The organism is Comamonas testosteroni ATCC 11996, assembly GCF_000241525.1.
Taxonomy (GTDB): Bacteria; Pseudomonadota; Gammaproteobacteria; order Burkholderiales; family Burkholderiaceae_C; genus Comamonas; species Comamonas testosteroni.
Genome location: NZ_AHIL01000012.1, coordinates 154,159 through 176,527 on the forward strand (window position 1 = coordinate 154,159; position 22,369 = coordinate 176,527).

Below are 22,369 nucleotides of genomic sequence, written 5' to 3' on the forward strand. Positions count from 1 at the left end.
CGTCTGAAGCGCTTTGCTTACTTGGTGGCCGTGGCCGGCATGGAGCTGCGCGAGGCCAGGGTCTTGATCAGGCCATCGATGCCGTTGGCATTGATTTCCTGCGCAAACTGGTTGCGATAGGTTTCCACCAGCCACACACCGAGCACGTTGAAGTTGTAGAGCTTCCAGCCCGTGGCCTGCTTTTCCAGACGGAAATCCAGCTGCACGGGGTCACCACGGCCGTTGACCTGGGTACGTACCAGCACGTCGGTGTCGCCGGCGGCCATGCGCACAGGCTTGACGGTAATGGTCTGATCGCCGACCTGGGACAGGGCCCCCGCATAGGTGCGAATCAGCAGGGCCTTGAACTCATCCTGCAGCTTCTGGCGCTGCTCGGGCGTGGCCTGACGCCAGGCCGGACCGACCGCGGCCGATGTCATGCGGCGAAAGTCCACATAGGGCATGACCTTCTCGTTGACCAGCGCATTGATCTTGCTGGAATCGCCGTTGCGCAGCGATGCATCCTTCTTGATGGTCTCCAGCACATCGGCAGAGACGCGCTTGACCAGTGCATCGGGCGCTTCCTCAGCAGCCTGGGCTGCGGGCAGGCCCAGATTCAGAGCGAGCACGGCACCTGCTGCCATGCCCCACATGCGACGAGTAATCTTCATTGCGTTCTTTCTCCTAGGCCCGCAAGTGTCACCGCACTCACGCAGCCTGTGCATCATGTTTGTAACCAAGCTCTACCGGCTCACTGGCCTTCTGGGGGCAGCTTGCCGGCGTTGTCGTCATCATAGTTTTCGAGACGGCCATCGCCGCCGGACGCCGCGCCGCCAATGCGTGAGCGCAGATAGACATCGCGCACCAGGCTGTATTTGTCGAGCGCAACGGAGTCCAGCACATCGCCGGCCTTGAGCAGATTGGCACGGTTGTTGACCATGCGCAGGCCGAACAGGCTGTTGCGCCAGCGCACATCATCCATGGTGTTGGCAGGATAGCCGAAGGCATCGACCACCAGGCCGGCCGAATCCCGCACCGTGGACGGTCCCCAGAAGGGCAGCACCACATACGGCCCCGTGGGCATGCCCCAGCGACCCAGAGTCTGGCCAAAGTCCTGCTTGCGGCGTTCGATGCCAGCCTCGCTGGCGATGTCGAACAGACCGCCGATGCCCAGCACCGTGTTCACGCTGAAGCGCACCATGGAGTTGTAGGCACCCTGGCCCTGACCCTGCAGCACATTGTTGACGAAGGACCAGGCATCGCCGAGGTTGTCGAAGAAGTTGGTCACACCCTGACGCGCCACGCGCGGCGTCACGGTCTGGTAGGCCGTGGCCACGGGCTTGAAGATCGCCTCGTCCACGCCTTCGTTGAAGGAGTAGATGCTGCGGTTCATGGACTCTAGCGGGTCGGCAGGATTGGCAGGGCCCGCGGTGGTGGTGGCGCAGCCGGACAGCAGTGCGGCTACGCAAACACTGGCAGCCAGCGCAACGCGCCTGAGCGCCTGGTTCTTATCTGACGTCAATTTCGTCTGTGGGCTTGTTGTAGTCATCATTCTTTCGCTCCCCCGTTGGCTCCGTTGGCTGCGCCAGCACCGGAATCACCACCCTGCTCCGCCTTGCTGTAGAGAAACTGACCTATCAGATTCTCCAGCACCACGGCAGACTGGGTGGCCGTCACGCGGTCGCCGGCCTTGAGGTTCTCTTCGCTGGCGCCCGCCTCAATACCAATGTACTGATCGCCCAGCAGACCGCTTGTCAGAATTTTCAGCGAACTATCCTTGGGAAAGGCGTAACGGGTTTCCATGCTCATGGCCACGTTGGCCTGGAAGGTCTGGTCGTTGAAGGTGATGGACTCGATGCGGCCCACAACCACGCCGGCGCTCTTGACCGCGGCCTTGGGCTTGAGCCCGCCGATATTGTCGAAGCGGGCGGTAATCGTATAGGTCTTCTGGAAGTTCAGGCTCAGCAGATTGGCCGACTGCAAGGCCAGGAACACCAGGGCCAGAGCACCGATCAGCACAAACAGGCCAACCCAGAGATCACTTTTCTTTTGCTGCATGATTTTCTACCTTTATCTGCTGTGCAGCCTCAAATGCTGAACATGGTTGCGGTGAGCAGGAAGTCCAGACCCAGCACCGCCAGCGAAGCCACGACCACGGTACGTGTGGTGGCCCGGGAAACCCCTTCGGGCGTAGGCTTGGCGGCATAGCCCTCAAGCAGGGCCACAAAGGTCACGGCCAGACCGAAGACAAAGCTCTTGAGCACGCCATTGCCCAGATCGCTCCACCAGTCCACCCCCTGCTGCATCTGCCCCCAGAAAGCACCGCTGTCGACGCCGATCATCACCACGCCCACCAGCCAGCCGCCCAGCACGCCGACGGCACTGAAGACCGCAGCCAGCAAAGGCATGGTGATCAGACCGGCCCAGAAGCGCGGCGCCAGGATGCGTTTGACGGGGTCAACCGCCATCATCTCCATGGCCGACAGCTGCTCGCCGGCCTTCATCAGGCCGATTTCGGCAGTCAGGGCCGTGCCGGCACGACCCGCGAACAGCAAGGCCGTGACCACAGGTCCCAGCTCGCGCAGCAGGCTCAGGGCCACCATCATGCCCAGCGCCTCGGCCGAGCCATAGCGCTGCAGGATGTAATAGCCCTGCAGACCCAGCACAAAGCCCACGAACAGTCCGGAGACGCCGATGATGGCCAGCGAATAATTGCCCAGAAAGTGAATCTGGTCGCCGATCAGGCGCGGACGCCTGAGCGCCGGCCCCATCAAGCCCAGCAGGCGCCACAGCAGGCGCGCGCCAATCCCCATGTTGACCAGCTGACAGCGCACTGCCAGGCCAATGCGTGCGAGAAAGTTCATGCACGCCTCCTGCTGCCGAAGTCCTCGTCGGCGCTGACCCCGGGATAGTGGAATGGCACAGGCCCCGTGGGTCTGGCATGGATGAACTGCTGCACCAGCGGGTCGGCGCTGGCGCGCACCTCATCGGGTGTGCCCTGAGCGGCAACGCCTCCGGCCCCCAGAATCACCACATGGTCGGCCACGCGGAAGGTTTCCTCCAGGTCGTGGGAAACCAGAATCGAAGTCAGGCCCATGGCATCGTTGAGCTGACGGATCAGCTGCGCCGAGGTCCCCAGTGAAATAGGGTCCAGGCCCGCGAAAGGCTCGTCATACATGATGAGTTCGGGATCCAGCGCAATCGCGCGGGCCAGTGCCACGCGGCGGGCCATGCCGCCCGAGACCTGGGAAGGCATCAGATCGCGCGCACCGCGCAGGCCCACGGCATGCAGCTTCATGAGCACGATGTCGCGGATCAGCTCTTCGGGCAGATCGGTGTGCTCGCGCAGCGGAAAGGCCACGTTGTCGAACACGCTCATGTCGGTGAACAGCGCACCGAACTGAAACAGCATGCCCATGCGGCGACGCGCGGCGTAGAGCTGCTGCGCATCCATGGTGGTCACATCCTGGCCGTCAAACAGTACCTGCCCCTGCTGGGCGTGGTTCTGCCCGCCGATCAGACGCAGCACCGTGGTCTTGCCTCCGCCCGATGCGCCCATCAGCGCCGTGACCTTGCCGCGCGGCACATGCAGGGACAGATCGCGCAGGATGACGCGGTCACCATAGCCAAAGGTGACATTGCGCAGTTCCACAAAGGGGGCGTTGGATGACATGCGTGAATAGCCGCTCAAGAAAAAGCAAACTGGTATTGTGCCGACAAGCTCAGCAAAAAGCTCGGGTTAGCCCCAAGTAAACATACATTCGTGAATGTTTCTTCAAGCCTTGGCCTGGGTCATGGAGTCTTCACTCCTGTTTCAGGAGCTGCCAGCGCTTGTTGTGCATGCGCAAACTGCCTTTTTTGCGATATGAAATCTCATCGGCAGCTGCGACTTATTTACAACATATTCTGCAGAAATGCCTTGGTGCGCTCGTGTTGAGGCGCCACAAAGAATGCTTCGGACGGGCCTTGCTCGACGATGTAGCCACCGTCCATGAAGATGACGCGGTTGGCCACCTCTCGCGCAAAACCCATCTCGTGGGTCACGACCAGCATGGTCATGTGCTCCTCGGCCAGCTCGCGCATGGTGCGCAGCACCTCGCCGGTCAGCTCGGGGTCCAGTGCCGAGGTGGGCTCGTCGAACAGCAGAATGTCCGGCTCCATGGCCAGCGCACGCGCAATCGCCACGCGCTGCTTCTGGCCGCCTGAGAGATGGTTGGGATAGGCATCGCGCTTGGCCGCCAGCCCCACCTTGGCAAGCAGAGCCTCGGCCTTGGGGATGATGTCTTCACGCTTCATGCCCTTGACGATGACGGGCGCCTCGATGATGTTTTCCAGCACCGTGAGATGGGGAAACAGATTGAAGGACTGAAACACCATGCCCATCTTGCGGCCGATCTTGCGGATCTCGGCATCGCTCACATACTGAGCCCTGGCCTCACCCTCGGAGCGGGCCAGCACCTCGCCTTCGATGCTGATGGTGCCGCGGTCAATCGTCTCCAGGTGGTTGAGGCAGCGCAAAAAGGTGCTCTTGCCCGAGCCGGACGGGCCGATCACGGCGACCACCTCGCCGCGCAGCAGCTCCAAAGAGACACCGCGCAGCACTTCGTTGCTGCCAAAGGCCTTGTGGATGCCCTGGGCGGAAATCATCACGTCAGGCGTCGTACTTGGCATATTTTTTCTCAAGATATTGGAAGCCCCAGGTCAGCACCAGGGTCATGATGAGATAGAAGGCCGCAGCCACGATGAAGGGCGTGAAGCTGAAGTCGCGCTGCACCACGCCGCGCGCCACGCGCAGCAGATCGTTGAGTGCCAGCACATAGATCAGCGAGGTGTCCTTGACCAGGGTAATGGTCTCGTTGCTGACGGGCGGCAGGATGCGGGCCCACATCTGGGGCAGCACGATGCGGCGCATGGTCTGGGCATAGGTCATGCCCAGCACCTTGGCGCCCTCGTACTGGCCGCGATCCACGGACTTGATGCCGGCGCGGAAGATCTCCGCAAAGTAGGCCGCGTAGTTCAGCGCAAAGGCCACCACGGCGGCAGGAAAGTCGGGCAGGCGCACACCGATGTAGGGCACAAAGGGCAGCGCGAAGTACACGAACAGCAGCTGCAGCATCAGCGGCGTGCCGCGCATCAGCCAGATATAGGCGCCCACGGCGCTGCTCAGCGGCTTGATGCTGGAGATGCGCATCAGCGCCAGCGCCAGGCCCATGGGAATGGACAGCGCCAGCGTGATGAAGAACAGCTTGAGTGTGACAAGGGCACCAGCCGACATGGGCCCCAGGAGCGAGATTACATAGTCCATCAAATGGCCTTCAGTGTGGCGCTGCAGCTATCGAAAGCCCGCCACAGGCACGGGCGTGCGCAGGAGGAAGTGTTTGCACGCATTGTCGTCGCAAAAAAAACCGGCAATGCCAGGCATTGCCGGTGCAGTACGTCAAAAGGGGATCAGTGCTTGATGACGTCGGCGCCGAACCACTTCTGGGCGATTTCAGCGGCCTTGCCGTCCTTCTTCATTTCGGTCAGCACGTCGTTGACCTTGTTGCGAGTGGCTTCGTCGTCCTTGCGGAAGCCCACGCCGTAGTCTTCGGTACCGAAGTCCTCGGCCAGCACCACGTAGTTGTCGGGCTTCTTGTTGACGTAGTAGCGACCCACCACTTCATCCACCACCACCACGTCCAGACGGCCGGCTTCCAGGTCCATCATGGCAGCGATGTTGTCGCCGAAGAGCTTGGTTTCCTTGAACTTGTCCGACAGCTCCTTGTCCTTGGTCAGGGCCGTCACGGCGCTGGAGCCTTCCTGGGCGCCCACGATCTTGCCGACCATGTCAGCCTTGCCCTTGATGGGCGAGCCGGCCTTCACGATGATGATCTGCTTGTTCACCATGTAGGGGTCGGAGAACAGGATCTTTTCCTTGCGCTCTTCCAGAATCGTCAGGCCGTTCCACAGCGCATCCACACGCTTGCCCAGCAACTCGGCTTCCTTGGCGTTCCAGTCGATGGGCTTGAACTGCACTTCGATATTGGCGCGCTTGGCCACTTCACGGGCCATGTCGATATCGAAACCGACCAGCTCGTTCTTTTCGTCACGGAAACCCATGGGCGGGAAGTTGTCGTCCAGGCCCACCACCAGCTTGGCGGCAACCGCCGCAGGAGCGGGCGCAGGAGCTGCAGCGGTGTTGCTTGCGGGCTCGTTCTTGCCGCAGGCAGCCAAAATTGCAGTCAGGGCCACCGAGGCCAGCAGGGTACGTTTTTTCATGGCGTCAAAATTTGAAGTGGAAAAAGCGGAGACAGCAGGCTTTGTCTCCCGTCCGGGGCCACCGCAGCCGCTCCGAAGCCGGGCTGCCGCCAGCGCCGAATCCGCTATTGTCGCGCAGACGGGACAGAACGTCACTCGCCGGTCGCAAAACCATCACGACTTAGGCAAAACAGGTTCAGGCAAGACGGCTGCCTCAGGAGGCTGGCCGTTGTTGCATTCTTGTTTGCACAAGTCCTCATCATGAGCAGCTTGCAAAATTCCAGACCATGTCATCACCGTCACCAGACACCAGCCAGCTCCCGCCCGCCTTGCAGCAGGCCTATCGCAACGCGCTCTACCAGGTCGACACCACCAAGAGCGCTGTCGCACAGACGCTACGTGTGGGCGAGCGCAATGACTGGCTCGGACGGCAACTGGGAGGGCAGCCCATCCAGGCCGCCTGCTATCTCACGGCCTGCAATCCCTGGGGACAGATCCTAGAGCCGGCGGAGAACGCCGCCCGCATGCGCGCCCTGCGCCAGGAGCTGGACAGCGAGGGCTGGCAGTATCTGGACGGCTCGGGCCAGGACCCGCTCGGCCATTGGCCTGCGGAGGACAGCGTGCTGATCTGGGGCATGGATGCCGACACGGCCATGCAATGGGGCCGGCACTGGCAGCAGAACGCCGTGCTGTGGAGCGATGCCGACGCCCGCCCACGGCTCCTGTGGCTGCGCTGATTGATTTTGATAGCACCTTGCGCTTTACAGCAATCAAAAACCTATTGAAAGCTATCTGAATTCCATTCAAAGCAAGCGCTTGCAGCTATCAAAAACAAAAGGCATTCCGGAGAATGCCTTTTGTGTGATGACCCGCTGCGAATGATCAGCGCGGCAGTTCGCTGGCGCCCATCAGGAACTCGTCCACGGCACGCGCGGCCTGGCGGCCTTCGCGAATCGCCCACACGACCAGCGACTGGCCACGGCGGATGTCGCCGGCAGCGAACACCTTGGGCACGCTGGTGGCATAGCCGCCGATGAAGTCGGTGCTGGCCTTGGCGTTGCCGCGCGCATCCTTGTCGACGCCAAAGGCTTCGAGCACCGTGGCGACAGGGTTCACAAAGCCCATGGCCAGCAGCACCAGATCGGCGGGCCAGACCTTTTCCGTGCCGGGCACTTCGCTCAGCTTGCCGTCCTTGAACTCGACCTGAACGGTGGTCAGGCTCTTGACCTTGCCCTTTTCGCCGCCGAATTCCTTGGTAGAGATGGCGAACTCGCGCACCACGCCTTCGTCGTGGCTGGACGAGGTACGCAGCTTGATCGGCCAGTAAGGCCAGACCAGGGGCTTGTTCTCCTGCTCGGGCGGCATGGGCATGACCTCGAACTGGGTCACGCTCTTGGCGCCATGGCGGTTGGAGGTGCCCACGCAGTCGGAGCCGGTGTCGCCACCGCCGATGACGATGACATGCTTGCCGTCGGCACGGATCTGGCCCTTGAGCTTGTCGCCCGCGTTGACCTTGTTCTGCTGGGGCAGGAACTCCATCGCGAAGTGCACGCCTTCCAGATCGCGGCCGGGAACAGGCAGATCACGCGACTGCTCGGAGCCGCCGGTCAGCAGCACGGCATCGAACTCGGCGTTGAGCTGCTCGGGGCTGATGGTTTCCTTGGCCCAGTTGGTGACCTTGGAATCCTTGCCCAGGCCGTCCTTGCCGGCGATCAGCACGCCGGTGCGGATCTTCAGGCCTTCGGCCACCATCTGCTCGACACGGCGGTCGATCAGGCCCTTGTCCAGCTTGAAGTCGGGGATGCCGTAGCGCAGCAGGCCGCCGACGCGGTCGTTCTTCTCGAACAGGGTCACGTCGTGGCCGGCGCGCACCAGTTGCTGGGCAGCTGCCATGCCTGCAGGGCCGGCACCGACCACAGCCACCTTCTTGCCGCTCTTGTGCTTGGGCAGCAGGGGCTTGACCCAGCCTTCGCTCCAGGCACGGTCGATGATGGAGTGCTCGATGGACTTGATGCCGATGGCGTCGCCATTGATATTGGCCACACAGGCAGCTTCGCAGGGTGCGGGGCAGATGCGGCCCGTGAACTCGGGGAAGTTGTTGGTGCTGTGCAGCGTGGTGATGGCGTTCTTCCAGTCACCCTGGTACACGAGGTCGTTGAAGTCCGGAATGATGTTGTTGACCGGGCAGCCGTTGTTGCAGAACGGCGTGCCGCAGTCCATGCAGCGTGCAGCTTGCACCTTGGCCTGATCGGTGGTCAGGCCGATGACGAATTCCTTGTAGTGCTTGAGACGTTCCGCAACGGGGGCATAGCCCTCTTCGATGCGCTCGTATTCCATGAAGCCGGTGGTCTTTCCCATGATCTTTAATCCTTGAAATCTGTGTTCGCTTGCAGTGCGGTGGCCGCCTGGCCGCCACCGCTTCGAGCCGTGTTTACTTGGCGGCTACTGCTTCTTTTTGAGGAGCTGCTGGCGCTTTCGCAGCTTGCTTTTCCTTCTGTTTGCGTTCAAAGATCTCGCCAAGTGCACGCTGGTACTCGGTCGGGAACACCTTGACAAACTTGGCACGCGCTGCGGCCCAGTTGTCCAGCAGATCACGGGCACGCTTGGAACCCGTCCAGCGGCTGTGAGCCTCCACCATATTGCGCAGCTGCTGATCGTCGCTCTGGCCGCGGTGCCAGATGCCGGGATCGACACGAGAGACAAACTCGTCGTGCGGCAGCACCTTTTCCAGCTTCACCGAAGCGGTGTTGCAACGCTCGGCAAACTTGCCGTCCTCGTCGTAGACATAGGCCACGCCGCCGCTCATGCCGGCCGCGAAGTTGCGGCCAGTCTTGCCCAGCACGACCACGGTACCGCCGGTCATGTATTCGCAGCCGTGGTCACCCACGCCTTCGACCACGGCCGTGGCGCCGGACAGGCGCACGGCAAAGCGCTCGCCGGCCACGCCGCTGAAGAAGGCTTCACCGCTGGTGGCGCCGAACATCACGGTGTTGCCCACGATGGTGTTGGTCGTGGTCGAGCCACGGAATTCATGGCTGGGATGCACCACCACACGGCCGCCGGACAGGCCCTTGCCGGTGTAGTCGTTGGCTTCGCCGCTGAGGTTCAGCGTGATGCCGTTGCACAGGAAGGCACCAAAGGACTGGCCGCCCGTACCTTCGAAGTGGATGCGGATGGTATCGTCTGGCAGGCCTTCGGCGTGATGCTTGGTCACCGCGCCCGAGAGCATGGCACCGACGGAGCGGTTGACGTTGCGCGCCACTTCCATGATGCGCACCTTCTCGCCGTTTTCGATGGCGGGCTTGCAGCGCTCGATGAGCTTGACGTCCAGCGCCTTGTCCAGCAGGTGATCCTGGCTTTCCACGTGATAGCGGGCCACGTCGGCAGGCACTTCGGGCTGGGCAAACAGACGGCTGAAGTCCAGGCCCTGAGCCTTCCAGTGTTCGATGCCCTTGCGGGTGTCGAGCAGGTCAGAGCGGCCGATCAGGTCGTCGAACTTGGCAATGCCCAGCTGGGCCATGATCTGGCGCACTTCTTCAGCGATGAAGAAGAAATAGTTCACCACATGCTCGGGCTTGCCGGTGAACTTGGCACGCAGCACGGGGTCTTGCGTGGCCACGCCCACGGGGCAGGTGTTGAGGTGGCATTTGCGCATCATGATGCAGCCTTCCACCACCAGCGGAGCCGTGGCGAAGCCGAACTCGTCGGCACCCAGCAGAGCGCCGATGATCACGTCGCGACCGGTCTTCATCTGGCCGTCGGCCTGCACACGCACACGGCCGCGCAGACGGTTCAGCACCAAGGTCTGCTGGGTCTCGGCCAGGCCGATTTCCCAGGGACCGCCAGCATGCTTGATGGAGGACCAGGGCGAAGCGCCGGTGCCGCCGTCGTGCCCTGCGATCACCAGGTGGTCGCTCTTGCACTTGGTCACGCCTGCGGCAATCGTGCCCACACCGACTTCGGACACCAGCTTGGTGCTGATGCTGGCGTGCGGAGCCACGTTCTTCAGATCGTGGATCAGCTGTGCCAGGTCTTCGATCGAGTAGATGTCGTGGTGGGGAGGAGGCGAGATCAGGCCCACACCCGGCACCGAGTGACGCAGTGCACCGATGTAGTCGGAGACTTTGCCGCCGGGCAGCTGACCGCCTTCACCGGGCTTGGCGCCCTGAGCCATCTTGATCTGGATCTGGTCCGAAGAAGCCAGATATTCGGCAGTCACACCGAAACGACCGGACGCGACCTGCTTGATCTTGGAGCGCAGCGAGTCGCCGGCCTGCAGTTCGATATCGGACTCGACCTTGTCCTTGCCGATGATGGAAGCCAGGGTTTCACCCTTGCTGATGGGGATGCCCTTGAGCTCGTTGCGATAGCGCTTGGGATCTTCGCCGCCTTCGCCGGTGTTGCTCTTGCCGCCGATGCGGTTCATGGCCACGGCCAGCGTGGCATGGGCTTCGGTGGAGATGGAGCCCAGCGACATGGCACCCGTGGCAAAGCGCTTGACGATTTCCTTGGCCGACTCGACCTGGTCCACGGGAATCGCCTTGGCGGGATCGAACTTGAACTCGAACAGGCCGCGCAGCGTCATGTGGCGCTTGGTCTGGTCGTTGATCAGCTGGGCGTATTCCTTGTAGGTGCTGAAGTTGTTGGCACGTGTGGAGTGCTGCAGCTTGGCGATCACGTCAGGCGTCCACATATGCTCTTCGCCACGGGCACGCCAAGCGTACTCGCCGCCGGCATCCAGCATGGTTTCCAGCACGGGGTCGTCGCTGAAGGCAGCCTCGTGGTTGCGGATGGTTTCCTCGGCAATCTCGAAGACGCCGATACCTTCCACACGGCTGGCCGTGCCCGTGAAGTACTTGTCCACGGTCTCGCTGTTCAGGCCCACGGCTTCGAACAGCTGGGCGCCGCAGTAGGACATATAGGTGGACACGCCCATCTTGGACATGATCTTGGACAGACCCTTGCCGATGGCCTTCACATAGTGATAGATGGCCTTGTCGGCAGTGATGGGCGCAGCTTCGCGGCTGAAGATGTCGACCAGGGTCTCCATCGCCAGATAGGGGTGCACGGCTTCCGCACCGTAGCCGGCCAGCACGGCGAAGTGATGCACTTCGCGGGCGGTGCCGGTTTCCACCACCAGACCGGCGGTGGTGCGCAGACCTTCACGCACCAGATGCTGGTGGATGGCGGACAGCGCCAGCAGCGCAGGGATGGCCACTTGCGTGGCGCTCATGTTGCGGTCGCTGATGATCAGGATGTTGGCACCGCCCTTGATCTCGTCCACGGCGTGGGCGCACAGCGAGGCCAGCTTGGCTTCCACGCCCTGCTTGCCCCAGGACAGCGGGTAGGTGATGTCGATCGTCGAGCTCTTGAACTTGCCGTTGGTGCGCTTTTCGATATCACGCAGCCTGGCCATGCCTTCGAAGTCGAGCACGGGCTGCTGCAGCTCCAGGCGCATGGGCGGGTTGACCTGGTTGATGTCCAGCAGGTTGGGCTTGGGACCCACGAACGACACCAGCGACATCACGATCGCTTCGCGGATCGGGTCGATGGGGGGGTTCGTCACCTGGGCGAACATCTGACGGAAGTAGTTGTACAGCGGCTTGTTCTTGTCGGACAGCACGGCCAGCGGGCTGTCGTTGCCCATGGAGCCAATGCCTTCCTCGCCCTTTTCGGCCATGGGGGTCAGCAGGAACTTGATGTCTTCCTGCGTGAAGCCGAAGGCTTGCTGGCGGTCCAGCAGGGACAGCTCGGTCTTGGCTGCGGGTGCCTTGAAGTCGGCGGGGATTTCCACCTCGTCGAGCTTGATGCGCAGGTTCTCGATCCACTGCTTGTAGGGCTTGGTGTTGACGACGTTGGCCTTGAGCTCTTCGTCTTCGATCATGCGACCTTGCTCCAGGTCGATCAGCAGCATCTTGCCGGGCTGCAGGCGCCACTTGCGCACGATCTTGCTATCGGGCACGGGCAGCACGCCGGCTTCGGAAGCCAGGATCACCATATCGTCATCGGTGATGCAGTAGCGCGAGGGACGCAGACCGTTGCGGTCCAGCGTGGCGCCGATCTGGCGGCCATCGGTGAACACGATGGAGGCGGGGCCGTCCCAGGGCTCGATCATCGCAGCGTGGTACTCATAGAAGGCGCGGCGGCGTTCGTCCATGGCTTCGTGCTGCTCCCAGGGCTCGGGAATCATCATCATCACGGCCTGGCTGATGGGGTAGCCGGCCATGGTCAGCAGTTCCAGGCAGTTGTCGAAGGTGGCGGTGTCGGACTGGCCGGCAAAGCTGATCGGATAGAGCTTTTGCAGGTCTTCGCCCAGCACGGGAGAGGCCATCACGCCTTCGCGCGCCAGCATCCAGTTGTAGTTGCCGCGCACGGTGTTGATTTCACCGTTGTGGGCCACATAGCGGTAGGGGTGAGCCAGAGGCCACTCGGGGAAGGTGTTGGTGGAGAAACGCTGGTGCACCAGGCCGATGGCCGAGACGCAGCGCTCGTCGGCCAGATCGCGGTAGTACACGCCCACCTGATCGGCCAGCAGCAGGCCCTTGTAGACCACGGTGCGGCTGCTCATGCTGGGAACGTAGTATTCCTTGCTGTGCTTGAGGCCCAGGTTCTGGATGGCAGCCGAGGCCGTCTTGCGGATCACGTACAGCTTGCGCTCCAGCGCGTCCTGCACGATGACATCGGCGCCACGGCCGATGAAGACCTGGCGCAGGATGGGTTCCTTTTCCTGCACGGTGGGCGACATGGGCATGTCGCGGTTCACCGGCACATCGCGCCAGCCCAGCAGCACCTGACCTTCGGCCTTGATGGCGCGCTCCATCTCCTGCTGGCAAGCCAGACGAGAGGCATGCTCCTTGGGCAGGAAGATCATGCCCACGCCATATTCGCCGGCAGGAGGCAGTGCCACGCCCTGCTTGGCCATTTCTTCGCGGTAGAGCTGATCCGGGATCTGGATCAGGATACCGGCGCCGTCGCCCATCAGTGGGTCCGCGCCCACCGCACCGCGATGGTCGATGTTTTCGAGGATCTTCAGTGCCCCCAGCACGATGTCATGGCGCTTCTGACCCTTGATATGGGCCACAAAGCCCAGACCACAGGCATCGTGTTCGTTGCTCTTGGAGTACAGACCGTGGTCCTGGAGATACTTGATCTCGGCAGCAGTCGTCATGGGGGAATCCTCTTATATCAATCGCGGGGAACGCAAGATTACGACAGGACATGAAGTTATGCAATAAGTTTTAATTGGGGTCAGATTCCAATTAATTCCCAACTTTTTTTATTTGCATTTAATTAGGGACATATAAAAACAGAACAAAGCAATTCAATAAAAACAAGGGGTTGAAGGAACCCCCTAGTCCTCATGCACCGAAGCTGTGCGTGCTGCAGGCCTTCCGGCCTTCTGCCGCTTCACGCGCCGCTCGGTTTTCTGTTGCAAATTTTCAATGAAATCGGGCTCGCCCAGAGCCCAGCCACGCAGTGCCGCATGGCTGATCTGCGCCTGGGTATCGGCATCCAGACCGGCCTCCACGGCCCTGACATAAGCGGCATCACGGGCAAACGGCGTGTTGCCCAGAGCCCAGAAAAGCGCGTGCGGGCTGATGAGTGCATCGCTTTGCAGGCCTGCGTTGTGCGCATAGCTGGACCAGGGCCAGTCGACCGCGCGCTGCACCAATCCGTCGCGCACGGGATTGAGATCCATGGAGACCATGGTGGCCATCAGCCATTGCTCGGCCTGCAGCACGGTGCAGCGGTAGCGCCCCTCCCAGAGGGTGCCGGTACGCCCGTGCCGGTTGTTGAAGTAGCGCACATAGCTGCGCCCCACGGCCTGCATGAACTGGGGCACGCCCTGCTCGGTCCTGGGCGTCAGCAGCAGATGGAAGTGATTGGGCATGAGCACATAGGCATGCACATCGACCTCGAAGCGCCGCGCCATCTCACGCATCAGATCCAGCATGACCAGGCGATCCTGCGCGTCCACAAAGATCTCGCCGCTGTTGTTGCCACGCTGGATGATGTGGTGCGGCATGTTTGCCAGCGTGAGACGGGGAAGACGGGCCATGGAGCGGACTTGTTCAGGGCGAGGGGGAAGGCGTTCGGTCATTATGAAGCGTCGCGCCAGGGCCGACGCCTCCTCAGGCGCCAGACATCACAGATGCATGCGGCCCGAAGCACTCAGCAACTGGCTGATGTGGCGCGTAGCGGCCAGCAGTTGAGGCAGCAGCCGCTCGCGCATCATCTGCTCGCTGGTGCGGTTGGCCTGGCCACTGATATTGAGCGCCGCCACGGTCTGGCCGCGCGCATTGCGTATGGGGGCGGCAATCGAGATCAGGCCCTCCTCCAGCTCCTGGTTGAGCAGGGCCCAGCCCTGCTCGCGCACGCGGGCAATCTCGGCATGCAGCTCGTCGTCGCTGGTCAGCGTGTGGCGCGTGAAGGCGCGCTTCTCGCGCCGGGCCATCAGCGCCCGCAGTTCATCGGGGGGCAGTGCCGCCAGCAGCACCCGGCCCATGGATGTCCAGAAGGCGGGCAGTCGCGAGCCCACGCCCAGATTGGTGCTCATGATCTTGTGCGTGTGCACGCGAAGCACATAGACCACGTCCAGGCCTTCGAGTACGGCGGCCGAGCATGACTCCTTGACCTCGTCCACCAGCGCCTCCATGGCCGGCTCGGCCAGATTCCACAGCGGCGTGGAGCTCAGATAGGCAAAGCCCAGATCCAGGATGCGCGGCGTGAGTGCGTAGTACTTGCCGTCGCTGCGCACATAGCCCAGCGTCTGCAGCGTCAGCAGGATGCGCCTTGCACCGGCTCGCGTCAGACCCGTGGCGGCAGCCACCTCGCTGAGCGTCTGCTCCGGCGCCCTGGCGCTGAACGAGCGTATGACTTCCAGCCCCCGGGCAAAGGACTGCACATAGCTGTCGCCGGGCTTGAGCGGGGCCGCATCGGCCTCCCCAGGGGTTTTCCCTGATGTGGTTTTTACAGTCTCCATTTTCTTCATCCTTTCCTACAATTCTTTTAGCGAACAAATGTTCTATATGCGAACATTTTAGCGCCAATGGCGCAAGTCTTTGTATTGAAAATTGGAGACACCCATGATCAACAAGATCGCCGACTCGGTCGCTCAGGCCCTGTCAGGCATTCAAGATGGCTCCACCGTGCTCATCGGCGGCTTCGGCACCTCGGGCATCCCCGGCGAGCTGATCGACGGCCTGATCGCACAGGGTGCACGCGAGCTTACCGTGGTCAACAACAATGCCGGTAATGGCGACACCGGTCTGGCCGCCCTGCTCAAGACCGGCCAGGTACGCAAGATCATCTGCAGCTTCCCGCGCCAGGTGGACAGTTGGGTCTTCGACGAGCTGTACCGCAGCGGCAAGATCGAGCTCGAGCTGGTGGCCCAGGGCAATCTGGCCGAGCGCATGCGCGCCGCCGCCGCAGGCATAGGCGCTTTCTTCTGCCCCACGGCCTATGGCACCGAACTCGCCAAAGGCAAGGAAACGCGCGAGATCAACGGCAAGCACTATGTGCTGGAGTACCCGATCCATGGCGATGTGGCGCTGATCAAGGCCGAAAAAGGCGATCGCTGGGGCAATCTGACCTACCGCATGTCGGCGCGCAACTTCGGCCCCGTGATGGCTTCGGCCGCCAAGTTCACCGTGGCCACCGTGCATGACATCGTGGAGCTCGGCCAGCTTGACCCCGAATCCGTGGTCACCCCGGGCATCTATGTGAGCCAGGTGGTGAAGATCGAGCGCGTGGCCACCCAGGCCGGCGGCTTCAAGAAGGCGGCCTGAGCCAGCCAAGGTCCAGCAAGGAGATACAAGCGTGAGCTATCAAAAACGAAGCAAGGACGAACTGGCCCTGCGCGTGGCCCAGGACATTCATGACGGTGCCTATGTGAATCTGGGCATAGGCCAGCCCACCCTGGTGGCCAACCACATTCCCGCAGGACGCGAAATCGTGCTGCAAAGCGAGAACGGCATTCTGGGCATGGGCCCGGCACCGGCTGCCGGCTCCGAAGACTACGACCTGACCAATGCCGGCAAGCAGCCTGTGACCCTGCTGCCCGGCGGCAGCTATTTCCACCACGCCGACAGCTTCGCCATGATGCGCGGCGGCCACCTGGACATCTGCGTGCTCGGAGCCTTCCAGGTTTCGGCCACGGGCGACCTGGCCAACTGGAGCACGGGCGAGCCCGGTGCCATTCCCGCCGTGGGCGGAGCCATGGACCTGGCCATTGGCGCCAAGCAGACCTGGGTGATGATGGATCTGCTCACCAAAAAGGGCGAGAGCAAGGTCGTGGCCCAGTGCAGCTACCCGCTGACCGGCCTGGGCTGTGTCAAACGCATCTACACAGATCTGTGCACCCTGGCATGCACAGCCGAGGGGCTGCGCCTGATCGACAAGGTCGAAGGCCTGGAGCACGCCGAACTCGAGCGCATCGTCGGCCTGCCCATTGCGGCCTGAGCGGCCTGAGCGGCCCGCTGACGGCCTTCAGGTCAATCCGGTCTGCACCAGAAGTTCAATTTCATAACGGAGACATGCCATGAGCAACCAGAACCAAGCCTTTATCTGCGACGCCATCCGCACCCCCTTCGGTCGCTACGGCGGAGCGCTGTCCAGCGTGCGCACCGATGATCTGGGCGCCTTGCCCATCAAGGCGCTGATGCAGCGCAACCCCGACGTGGACTGGACCGCCGTGGCCGATGTGCTCTATGGCTGTGCCAATCAGGCCGGCGAGGACAACCGCAACGTGGCCCGCATGTCGGCGCTGCTGGCCGGCCTGCCCATCGACGTGCCCGGAGCCACCATCAACCGCCTGTGCGGCTCGGGCCTTGACGCTGTCGGCACGGCCGCGCGTGCCATCAAGTCCGGCGAAGCCCGCCTGATGATTGCCGGCGGCGTGGAAAGCATGAGCCGCGCCCCCTTCGTCATGCCCAAGGCCGAGTCCGCCTTCAGCCGCAGCAATGCTGTCTACGACACCACCATCGGCTGGCGCTTTGTCAACAAGCTGATGAAAGCCCAGTTCGGCGTGGACTCCATGCCCGAGACCGCCGAAAACGTGGCCGACGATTTCGGGATCGAACGCGAAGCCCAGGACAGCATGGCCCTGGCCAGCCAGGAAAAGGCAGCGGCCGCAATTGCCGCCGGCCATCTGGCACGTGAGATCGTGCCCGTGTCCATCGCCCAGAAGAAGGGCGACCCCATTGTCGTGAGCCAGGACGAACACCCCCGAGCCACCACCATCGAGGCACTGGCCAGGCTCAAGGGCGTGGTACGCCCAGATGGCACGGTCACGGCCGGCAACGCCAGCGGCGTCAACGACGGTGCCTGCGCACTGCTGCTGGCCAACGAGGAGGCAGCCAAACAGTACGGCCTGGTGCCGCGCGCCCGTGTGGTCGGCATGGCCGTGGCCGGCGTCGCGCCGCGCATCATGGGCTTCGGCCCCGCTCCCGCCGTGCGCAAGGTGCTGGCCCAGACCGGCCTGACTCTTGAGCAAATGGATGTCATCGAGCTCAACGAAGCTTTTGCTGCACAGGGCCTGGCCGTGCTGCGCGACCTGGGCATTGCCGACGACGACCGCCGTGTCAACCAGTGGGGCGGCGCCATCGCCCTGGGTCACCCTCTGGGCGCATCGGGCGCCCGCCTGGCCACCACGGCCGTGAACCAGTTGCATGCCTTTGGCGGGCGCTACGCGCTGTGCACCATGTGCATCGGCGTGGGCCAGGGCATTGCCGTGGTGCTCGAACGCGTCTGATTCCGACTGCGGCAGGGCCGGATCAGTCCGGCCTGCTGCCGCCCCCTTGCCTCTTACACCAAAACAACGACCGCTGACGTGCACCTCCTCTCTGAGGTGTGCCACCGCGGCAGCCCGCGCCCCGGCCATTGGCCGGCGGTGTCTTGCCTTTTTCCGGAGACCTAGATGTTCAATTCCCTTTCCTTCTCGCGCCGCCGCAGCCTGCAGACCCTGGCAGCAACCGCCCTGTTCGCTCTTGGCGCTGCTCCCGCCATGGCCCAGGCGTCCTATCCCAGCAAGCCCATCACCATGATCGTGCCCTTCTCGGCCGGCGGCACGACCGACATTCTGGCGCGCGTGGTGGGTCAGGCCCTGAGTACCGAACTGGGCCAGAGCATCATCATCGACAACCGCCCCGGCGCAGGCGGCAATATCGGCGGCCAGGCCGCAGCCCGTGCAGCCGGCGACGGCTACACCCTGTTCATGGGAACGGTTGGTACGCACGCCATCAACGAAGCCCTGTACAAGAAGATGCCCTTCGACCCGGTCAAGGACTTCGCTCCGCTGACTCGCGTCGCCAATGTGCCCAATCTGCTGGTGGCCCACCCCAGCCAGCCATTCAAGACCGTCAAGGAAATGATGGCCTACGCCAAGGCCAATCCCGGCAAGCTGAATTTCGGCTCCTCGGGCTCGGGCAGCTCCATCCATCTGTCGGGCGAACTGTTCAAGTCCATGACCCGCCTGGACATGGTGCATGTGCCCTACAAGGGCAGCGCGCCGGCCATCACCGACCTGCTGGGCAACCAGATCGCCATCATGTTCGACAACATGCCCTCGGCCATCCAGCATGTGCGCTCGGGCAAGCTGCGCCCCATCGCCGTGACCACGGCCAAGCGCTCTCCCGAGCTGCCCGATGTACCCACCGTGGCCGAAGCTGGCGTGCCCGGCTATGAGGCCACCTCCTGGTTCGGTCTGTTCGTGCCTGTCAAGACACCGGCCGACATCCAGCAAAAACTGCATGCTGCCATTGCCAAGGTGCTCAAGGATCCCGCCGTGATCAAGAAGATCAACGACCAGGGCGGCGAAGTCGTGATCGATACCCAGGACGGCTTTGCCAAGTTCATCGATGCCGAAGCCAAGAAGTGGGGCAAGGTCGTCAAGGACTCCGGCGCCAGCGTTTGAGATCCAACACCCCCCCTGAGCCGCTGCGCGGCTTCCCCCGTGGCACGGCTCCCTCTCCTTCGGGAGGGGAACACAGCCCGCGCTGCGGGGCGGCGCGGCCGACAAGGCCCTTGCTCGGTTGCCCCCTGACCCAGGCCGCACCACTGCGGCGCGCTTCTTTCCACGCCTTTTACGAGCCTGTATGACCACCTCCCTGCTCTCCACCGCCAGCGGTGATTTCCGCATTGATCTGCAAGGCCCTGCCGACGCCCCCGTGCTGGTGCTGTCCAACTCCCTGGGCACCACGCTGGAGATGTGGGATGCACAGGCAGCTGCCCTGCGCAGCGAATTTCGCGTGCTGCGCTACGACACGCGCGGCCATGGCGCCAGCGTCTGCAACGACGGCCCCTACAGCTTTGACCAGTTGGGCCGCGATGTGCTGGCCATCCTCGACGCGCTGCAGGTACAGCAGGCGCATTTCTGCGGCATCTCCATGGGCGGCCTGACCGGCCTGTGGCTGGGTGTCAATGCCGGCCAGCGCCTGCGCAGCCTCACCGTGGCCAACAGCGCCGCCAGAATCGGCGTGGAGTCGGCCTGGCTGGAGCGTGCCGCCCAGGTGCGCGCCAACGGCGCAGCCGGCATGCATGCCCTGGCCGAATCGTCGCCCGGCCGCTGGTTCACGCCCGGCTTTGCGGCTGCCCAGCCGGCCGTGGTGCAACGCGCCCAGGCCTGGATCGCCAGCATCGCCCCCGAAGGCTATGCCAGCTGCTGTGAAGCACTGGCCCGCGAGGACCTGCGCGAAGCGATTGCCGCCATCGCCACGCCCACGCTGCTCGTGGCCGGCGCGCATGACCCCGTGACCACGGTGGCCGATGCCCAGGCCATGCAGGCCGCCATCGCCGGCTCGCAGTTGGTCGAGCTGCAGGCCTCACACCTGTCCAATCTGGAGGCGCCCGAGGCCTTCGAACAAGCCCTTGCCGGCTTTGCACGCCAGCACTGACCGACGCCGCGACGACCGGCTGCCCTTCTGTGGCAGCGGCCGCCACGGCCTGTGACACGGAGACCGCCATGCCCACACTCTCCCGCCGCTGGAGACACCGCCCCGAAGGCTCGACCTGGGGCGATTTCGGTGAAGACGACCAGCTCGGCCGCCTGAACCTGCTGACCCCCGAAAAAGTCCGCCAAGGCGTGGCCGAAGTGCAGACCGGCCAGCGCTTTGCGCTGAGCCTGCCGCTGGACTACCCGGGCGGCAGCGCCCTCAATCCCAACCGCAAGCCCCCGGTGCTGCGTCCGCTGCAGCGCAAGGGCCGCGTCAATTTCAACTGCCTGCTGCAGGAGCTTGAGCCCGGCCGCACCGATGTGCTCTCGGACGATATGGTCATCCTGTCGCTGCAGTACTCCACGCAGTGGGACGGCCTGGCCCATGTGGGCGCCCTGTTCGATGCCAACGGCGACGGTCTGCCCGAGCCGCTGTACTACAACGGCTTTGCTGCGGGTATCGACATCGTGGGCCCGGCCGACGTGAGCGGCACCGGCATTCCTGCGCGCCTGGACGACAACGCCAGCACCAGCTGTGCCAAGGCCCTGGGCATTGAAGGCATGGCCCGCAACGGGGTGCAGGGCCGCGGGGTGATGGTGGACCTGCGCGCCCACTTCGGCGACGCCCGCACCGTGGTCGGCTACGAGCAGCTGATGCAGGCCATCGCCGCCGACGGCGTGCAGATCGAGCCCGGCGACATGCTGTGCCTGCACACAGGCTTTGCCCAGCGGGTGCTGGACATGCACAAAAACCCCGACCCCGAGGTGCTGGAGCACGCCTGCGCCGTGCTCGACGGGCGCGATGCGCGCCTGCTGCAGTGGATCACCGACAGCCAGATCGCCGTCATCGCCACCGACAACTACGCGGTCGAGGCCTTCCCCGCGCGCCCCGGCGCTGCCTGCTGCGCGGCCCTGCCGCTGCACGAGCATTGCCTGTTCAAGCTGGGCGTACACCTGGGCGAATTGTGGCACCTGACGCCGCTGGCGCACTGGCTGCGCGAGCACGGCCGCCACCGCTTTCTGCTCACGGCACCGCCGCTGAACCTGCCGGGTGCCATCGCCTCGCCGGTCACGCCCGTCGCCACGGTCTGAGCCCAACACCGGAGCCTTTATGCCCTTCATCATCGAAACCTTCGACAAGCCCGGTCACCAGGCCGTGCGCCAGGCCCATCGCCCCGCGCACCTGCGCTTTCTGGACACCCACAAGCACCTGCTGCTGGCCTGCGGCGCCAAGCTGGCCGACGACGGCAGCGACCTCGGAGGCGGCCTGTACGTGGTGGAGCTGGACACGCGCGAAGCAGCCCAGTCCTTCATAGAGTCCGACCCCTTCTTCGCTGCCGGCCTGTTCGAGCGCGTGTCCATCACCCGCTGGCGCAAAGCCTATGTCGCCGGCACCAGCCACCTACCTGCGGCGGCCTAGCGCAAGTCCGACAGCCCAGCCCTTTCCCCGCACTCCGTCCGAAAGTATTGCCATGTCTTCCCAGAACGCTTCCCTTCCGCTCCGCCCCCGTGTGCTGATCACCGGCGGCGGAGCCGGCATCGGCGCCGCCGCTGCACAGCGCTGCCGCGCCGACGGCTACGAACCCATCATCATCGACCGAGTGGTCGACCATGTGCCCGGCGGCATCCAGGCCGACCTCAGCAATACCGAGGACACGGCGCGCGCCCTGCGTCAGGCTCTGGAAGGCGGCCCCATCACACGCCTGGTCAACAACGTGGGCGTGGTCGTACCCAATGACGCCGCGTCCCAGACCCTGGCCGAGTTCGACCTGGCCGTCTCGCTGAACCTGCGCTGCGCCTTCCAGTGCATGCAGGCTCTGCTGCCCGGCATGAAGGAGGCGGGCTTCGGGCGCATCGTCAACATGTCCTCGCGCGCCGCGCTGGGCAAGGACTTGCGCACCGCCTACGCTGCCACCAAGGCCGGCCTGATCGGCATGACGCGCGTCTGGGCGCTGGAGCTGGGACAGTGGGGCATCACGGCCAACGCCATAGGCCCCGGCCCCATCCGCACCGAGCTGTTCGACAAGGCCAATCCGCCCGATGCACCGCGCACGCAGAAGATCATCCAGTCCGTACCCGTCAAGCGGGTGGGCACTCCCGAGGATGTGGCCCATGCCGTGTCCTACATGCTCGACGAGCGCAGTGGCTTTGTGACCGGACAGGTGCTCTATGTCTGCGGCGGGATGACCGTCGGCGTGGCGTCCGTATGAACGCCTCCTGAGC

General features: G+C 63.6%; 21 protein-coding genes. 9 read left to right on the plus strand and 12 right to left on the minus strand.

The features are described from left to right. Positions 1-17: 17 nt before the first annotated feature. The 8 genes from CTATCC11996_RS05955 to CTATCC11996_RS05990 form a co-directional block, all read right to left on the minus strand. The gene (locus CTATCC11996_RS05955) at positions 18-650 is read right to left on the minus strand and encodes an MlaC/ttg2D family ABC transporter substrate-binding protein (RefSeq protein WP_034348276.1); all 633 of its coding nucleotides are present in this window, start codon (positions 648-650) and stop codon (positions 18-20) included. A gap of 80 nt (positions 651-730) precedes the next feature. Then, the gene (locus CTATCC11996_RS05960; protein ID WP_080569830.1) at positions 731-1,531 is read right to left on the minus strand and encodes an MlaA family lipoprotein; all 801 of its coding nucleotides are present in this window, start codon (positions 1,529-1,531) and stop codon (positions 731-733) included. Beyond that, the gene (gene mlaD, locus CTATCC11996_RS05965) at positions 1,528-2,037 is read right to left on the minus strand and encodes an outer membrane lipid asymmetry maintenance protein MlaD (protein WP_003074091.1); all 510 of its coding nucleotides are present in this window, start codon (positions 2,035-2,037) and stop codon (positions 1,528-1,530) included. The genes CTATCC11996_RS05960 and mlaD overlap by 4 nt, the downstream gene beginning before the upstream one ends. 29 nt (positions 2,038-2,066) lie before the next feature. Beyond that, on the minus strand, positions 2,067-2,843 hold the full coding sequence (gene mlaE / locus CTATCC11996_RS05970; protein ID WP_003062071.1) for a lipid asymmetry maintenance ABC transporter permease subunit MlaE: 777 nt from the start codon (positions 2,841-2,843) through the stop codon (positions 2,067-2,069). Next, the gene (locus CTATCC11996_RS05975; RefSeq protein WP_003074093.1) at positions 2,840-3,652 is read right to left on the minus strand and encodes an ABC transporter ATP-binding protein; all 813 of its coding nucleotides are present in this window, start codon (positions 3,650-3,652) and stop codon (positions 2,840-2,842) included. The genes mlaE and CTATCC11996_RS05975 overlap by 4 nt, the downstream gene beginning before the upstream one ends. A gap of 221 nt (positions 3,653-3,873) precedes the next feature. Beyond that, positions 3,874-4,650, minus strand: coding sequence for an amino acid ABC transporter ATP-binding protein (locus CTATCC11996_RS05980; RefSeq protein ID WP_003062063.1), 777 nt, complete (start codon positions 4,648-4,650; stop codon positions 3,874-3,876). After that, the gene (locus CTATCC11996_RS05985) at positions 4,631-5,284 is read right to left on the minus strand and encodes an amino acid ABC transporter permease (protein ID WP_003058677.1); all 654 of its coding nucleotides are present in this window, start codon (positions 5,282-5,284) and stop codon (positions 4,631-4,633) included. Before CTATCC11996_RS05985 ends, CTATCC11996_RS05980 begins: the two co-directional genes overlap by 20 nt. Positions 5,285-5,427: 143 nt before the next feature. Continuing rightward, positions 5,428-6,237, minus strand: a complete 810-nt coding sequence (locus tag CTATCC11996_RS05990; protein WP_003074097.1) for an amino acid ABC transporter substrate-binding protein — start codon at positions 6,235-6,237, stop codon at positions 5,428-5,430. A gap of 266 nt (positions 6,238-6,503) precedes the next feature. On the opposite strand from CTATCC11996_RS05990, the gene CTATCC11996_RS05995 reads away from it, so the two are divergent. After that, entirely contained in the window at positions 6,504-6,953 is a 450-nt protein-coding gene (locus CTATCC11996_RS05995) for a DUF3293 domain-containing protein (protein WP_034348277.1), read from the plus strand. A gap of 145 nt (positions 6,954-7,098) precedes the next feature. Here CTATCC11996_RS05995 and CTATCC11996_RS06000 read toward each other — a convergent pair whose 3' ends face one another. The 4 genes from CTATCC11996_RS06000 to CTATCC11996_RS06015 all read right to left on the minus strand — a co-directional run bounded on the left by CTATCC11996_RS06000 (position 7,099) and on the right by CTATCC11996_RS06015 (position 15,199). Further along, positions 7,099-8,574, minus strand: coding sequence for a glutamate synthase subunit beta (locus tag CTATCC11996_RS06000; protein ID WP_003074101.1), 1,476 nt, complete (start codon positions 8,572-8,574; stop codon positions 7,099-7,101). 73 nt (positions 8,575-8,647) lie between these two features. Beyond that, complete coding sequence (locus CTATCC11996_RS06005) at positions 8,648-13,384, minus strand: glutamate synthase-related protein (RefSeq protein WP_003074103.1); 4,737 nt, start codon at positions 13,382-13,384, stop codon at positions 8,648-8,650. A 183-nt stretch (positions 13,385-13,567) separates the two neighbouring features. Then, on the minus strand, positions 13,568-14,275 hold the full coding sequence (locus CTATCC11996_RS06010; protein ID WP_003062049.1) for a transposase: 708 nt from the start codon (positions 14,273-14,275) through the stop codon (positions 13,568-13,570). A gap of 87 nt (positions 14,276-14,362) precedes the next feature. Next, entirely contained in the window at positions 14,363-15,199 is an 837-nt protein-coding gene (locus CTATCC11996_RS06015; RefSeq protein ID WP_003074105.1) for an IclR family transcriptional regulator, read from the minus strand. A gap of 103 nt (positions 15,200-15,302) precedes the next feature. On the opposite strand from CTATCC11996_RS06015, the gene CTATCC11996_RS06020 reads away from it, so the two are divergent. From CTATCC11996_RS06020 to CTATCC11996_RS06055, 8 genes are all read left to right on the plus strand, one after another. Further along, on the plus strand, positions 15,303-16,004 hold the full coding sequence (locus tag CTATCC11996_RS06020; protein WP_003058692.1) for a 3-oxoacid CoA-transferase subunit A: 702 nt from the start codon (positions 15,303-15,305) through the stop codon (positions 16,002-16,004). A gap of 31 nt (positions 16,005-16,035) precedes the next feature. Next, positions 16,036-16,677 carry a 3-oxoacid CoA-transferase subunit B gene (locus tag CTATCC11996_RS06025; RefSeq protein WP_003074107.1) on the plus strand — a complete coding sequence of 214 codons (642 nt, stop codon included), beginning with the start codon at positions 16,036-16,038 and terminating at the stop codon, positions 16,675-16,677. 79 nt (positions 16,678-16,756) lie between these two features. Further along, positions 16,757-17,968 carry a 3-oxoadipyl-CoA thiolase gene (pcaF, locus tag CTATCC11996_RS06030; protein WP_003074109.1) on the plus strand — a complete coding sequence of 404 codons (1,212 nt, stop codon included), beginning with the start codon at positions 16,757-16,759 and terminating at the stop codon, positions 17,966-17,968. A 165-nt stretch (positions 17,969-18,133) separates the two neighbouring features. Next, positions 18,134-19,129 (plus strand): Bug family tripartite tricarboxylate transporter substrate binding protein, encoded by a 996-nt coding sequence (locus CTATCC11996_RS06035; protein ID WP_003074112.1) that lies wholly within the window; start codon positions 18,134-18,136, stop codon positions 19,127-19,129. Between the two features lie 181 nt (positions 19,130-19,310). After that, complete coding sequence (pcaD, locus tag CTATCC11996_RS06040) at positions 19,311-20,108, plus strand: 3-oxoadipate enol-lactonase (RefSeq protein WP_003074114.1); 798 nt, start codon at positions 19,311-19,313, stop codon at positions 20,106-20,108. Between the two features lie 68 nt (positions 20,109-20,176). Continuing rightward, positions 20,177-21,238, plus strand: coding sequence for a cyclase family protein (locus tag CTATCC11996_RS06045; RefSeq protein WP_003074117.1), 1,062 nt, complete (start codon positions 20,177-20,179; stop codon positions 21,236-21,238). A gap of 19 nt (positions 21,239-21,257) precedes the next feature. After that, complete coding sequence (locus CTATCC11996_RS06050) at positions 21,258-21,566, plus strand: YciI family protein (protein WP_003074119.1); 309 nt, start codon at positions 21,258-21,260, stop codon at positions 21,564-21,566. Positions 21,567-21,618: 52 nt separating this feature from the next. Next, the gene (locus CTATCC11996_RS06055; protein ID WP_003062025.1) at positions 21,619-22,356 is read left to right on the plus strand and encodes an SDR family oxidoreductase; all 738 of its coding nucleotides are present in this window, start codon (positions 21,619-21,621) and stop codon (positions 22,354-22,356) included. Positions 22,357-22,369: the final 13 nt, after the last annotated feature.

What these genes read in the sequence shown, in the direction of transcription:
- CTATCC11996_RS06050 (WP_003074119.1), top strand. Translation starts at nt 21,258, where the DNA reads ATGCCCTTCATCATCGAAACCTTCGACAAGCCCGGTCACCAGGCCGTG.
- CTATCC11996_RS05975 (WP_003074093.1), bottom strand. Translation starts at nt 3,652, where the DNA reads ATGTCATCCAACGCCCCCTTTGTGGAACTGCGCAATGTCACCTTTGGC.
- pcaD (WP_003074114.1), top strand. Translation starts at nt 19,311, where the DNA reads ATGACCACCTCCCTGCTCTCCACCGCCAGCGGTGATTTCCGCATTGAT.
- CTATCC11996_RS06015 (WP_003074105.1), bottom strand. Translation starts at nt 15,199, where the DNA reads ATGGAGACTGTAAAAACCACATCAGGGAAAACCCCTGGGGAGGCCGAT.
- CTATCC11996_RS06010 (WP_003062049.1), bottom strand. Translation starts at nt 14,275, where the DNA reads ATGGCCCGTCTTCCCCGTCTCACGCTGGCAAACATGCCGCACCACATC.
- CTATCC11996_RS06000 (WP_003074101.1), bottom strand. Translation starts at nt 8,574, where the DNA reads ATGGGAAAGACCACCGGCTTCATGGAATACGAGCGCATCGAAGAGGGC.
- CTATCC11996_RS05955 (WP_034348276.1), bottom strand. Translation starts at nt 650, where the DNA reads ATGAAGATTACTCGTCGCATGTGGGGCATGGCAGCAGGTGCCGTGCTC.
- CTATCC11996_RS05995 (WP_034348277.1), top strand. Translation starts at nt 6,504, where the DNA reads ATGTCATCACCGTCACCAGACACCAGCCAGCTCCCGCCCGCCTTGCAG.
- CTATCC11996_RS06005 (WP_003074103.1), bottom strand. Translation starts at nt 13,384, where the DNA reads ATGACGACTGCTGCCGAGATCAAGTATCTCCAGGACCACGGTCTGTAC.
- CTATCC11996_RS05980 (WP_003062063.1), bottom strand. Translation starts at nt 4,650, where the DNA reads ATGCCAAGTACGACGCCTGACGTGATGATTTCCGCCCAGGGCATCCAC.
- CTATCC11996_RS05985 (WP_003058677.1), bottom strand. Translation starts at nt 5,284, where the DNA reads ATGGACTATGTAATCTCGCTCCTGGGGCCCATGTCGGCTGGTGCCCTT.
- mlaE (WP_003062071.1), bottom strand. Translation starts at nt 2,843, where the DNA reads ATGAACTTTCTCGCACGCATTGGCCTGGCAGTGCGCTGTCAGCTGGTC.
- mlaD (WP_003074091.1), bottom strand. Translation starts at nt 2,037, where the DNA reads ATGCAGCAAAAGAAAAGTGATCTCTGGGTTGGCCTGTTTGTGCTGATC.
- CTATCC11996_RS05960 (WP_080569830.1), bottom strand. Translation starts at nt 1,531, where the DNA reads ATGATGACTACAACAAGCCCACAGACGAAATTGACGTCAGATAAGAAC.
- CTATCC11996_RS06045 (WP_003074117.1), top strand. Translation starts at nt 20,177, where the DNA reads ATGCCCACACTCTCCCGCCGCTGGAGACACCGCCCCGAAGGCTCGACC.
- CTATCC11996_RS06035 (WP_003074112.1), top strand. Translation starts at nt 18,134, where the DNA reads ATGTTCAATTCCCTTTCCTTCTCGCGCCGCCGCAGCCTGCAGACCCTG.
- CTATCC11996_RS05990 (WP_003074097.1), bottom strand. Translation starts at nt 6,237, where the DNA reads ATGAAAAAACGTACCCTGCTGGCCTCGGTGGCCCTGACTGCAATTTTG.
- pcaF (WP_003074109.1), top strand. Translation starts at nt 16,757, where the DNA reads ATGAGCAACCAGAACCAAGCCTTTATCTGCGACGCCATCCGCACCCCC.
- CTATCC11996_RS06020 (WP_003058692.1), top strand. Translation starts at nt 15,303, where the DNA reads ATGATCAACAAGATCGCCGACTCGGTCGCTCAGGCCCTGTCAGGCATT.
- CTATCC11996_RS06055 (WP_003062025.1), top strand. Translation starts at nt 21,619, where the DNA reads ATGTCTTCCCAGAACGCTTCCCTTCCGCTCCGCCCCCGTGTGCTGATC.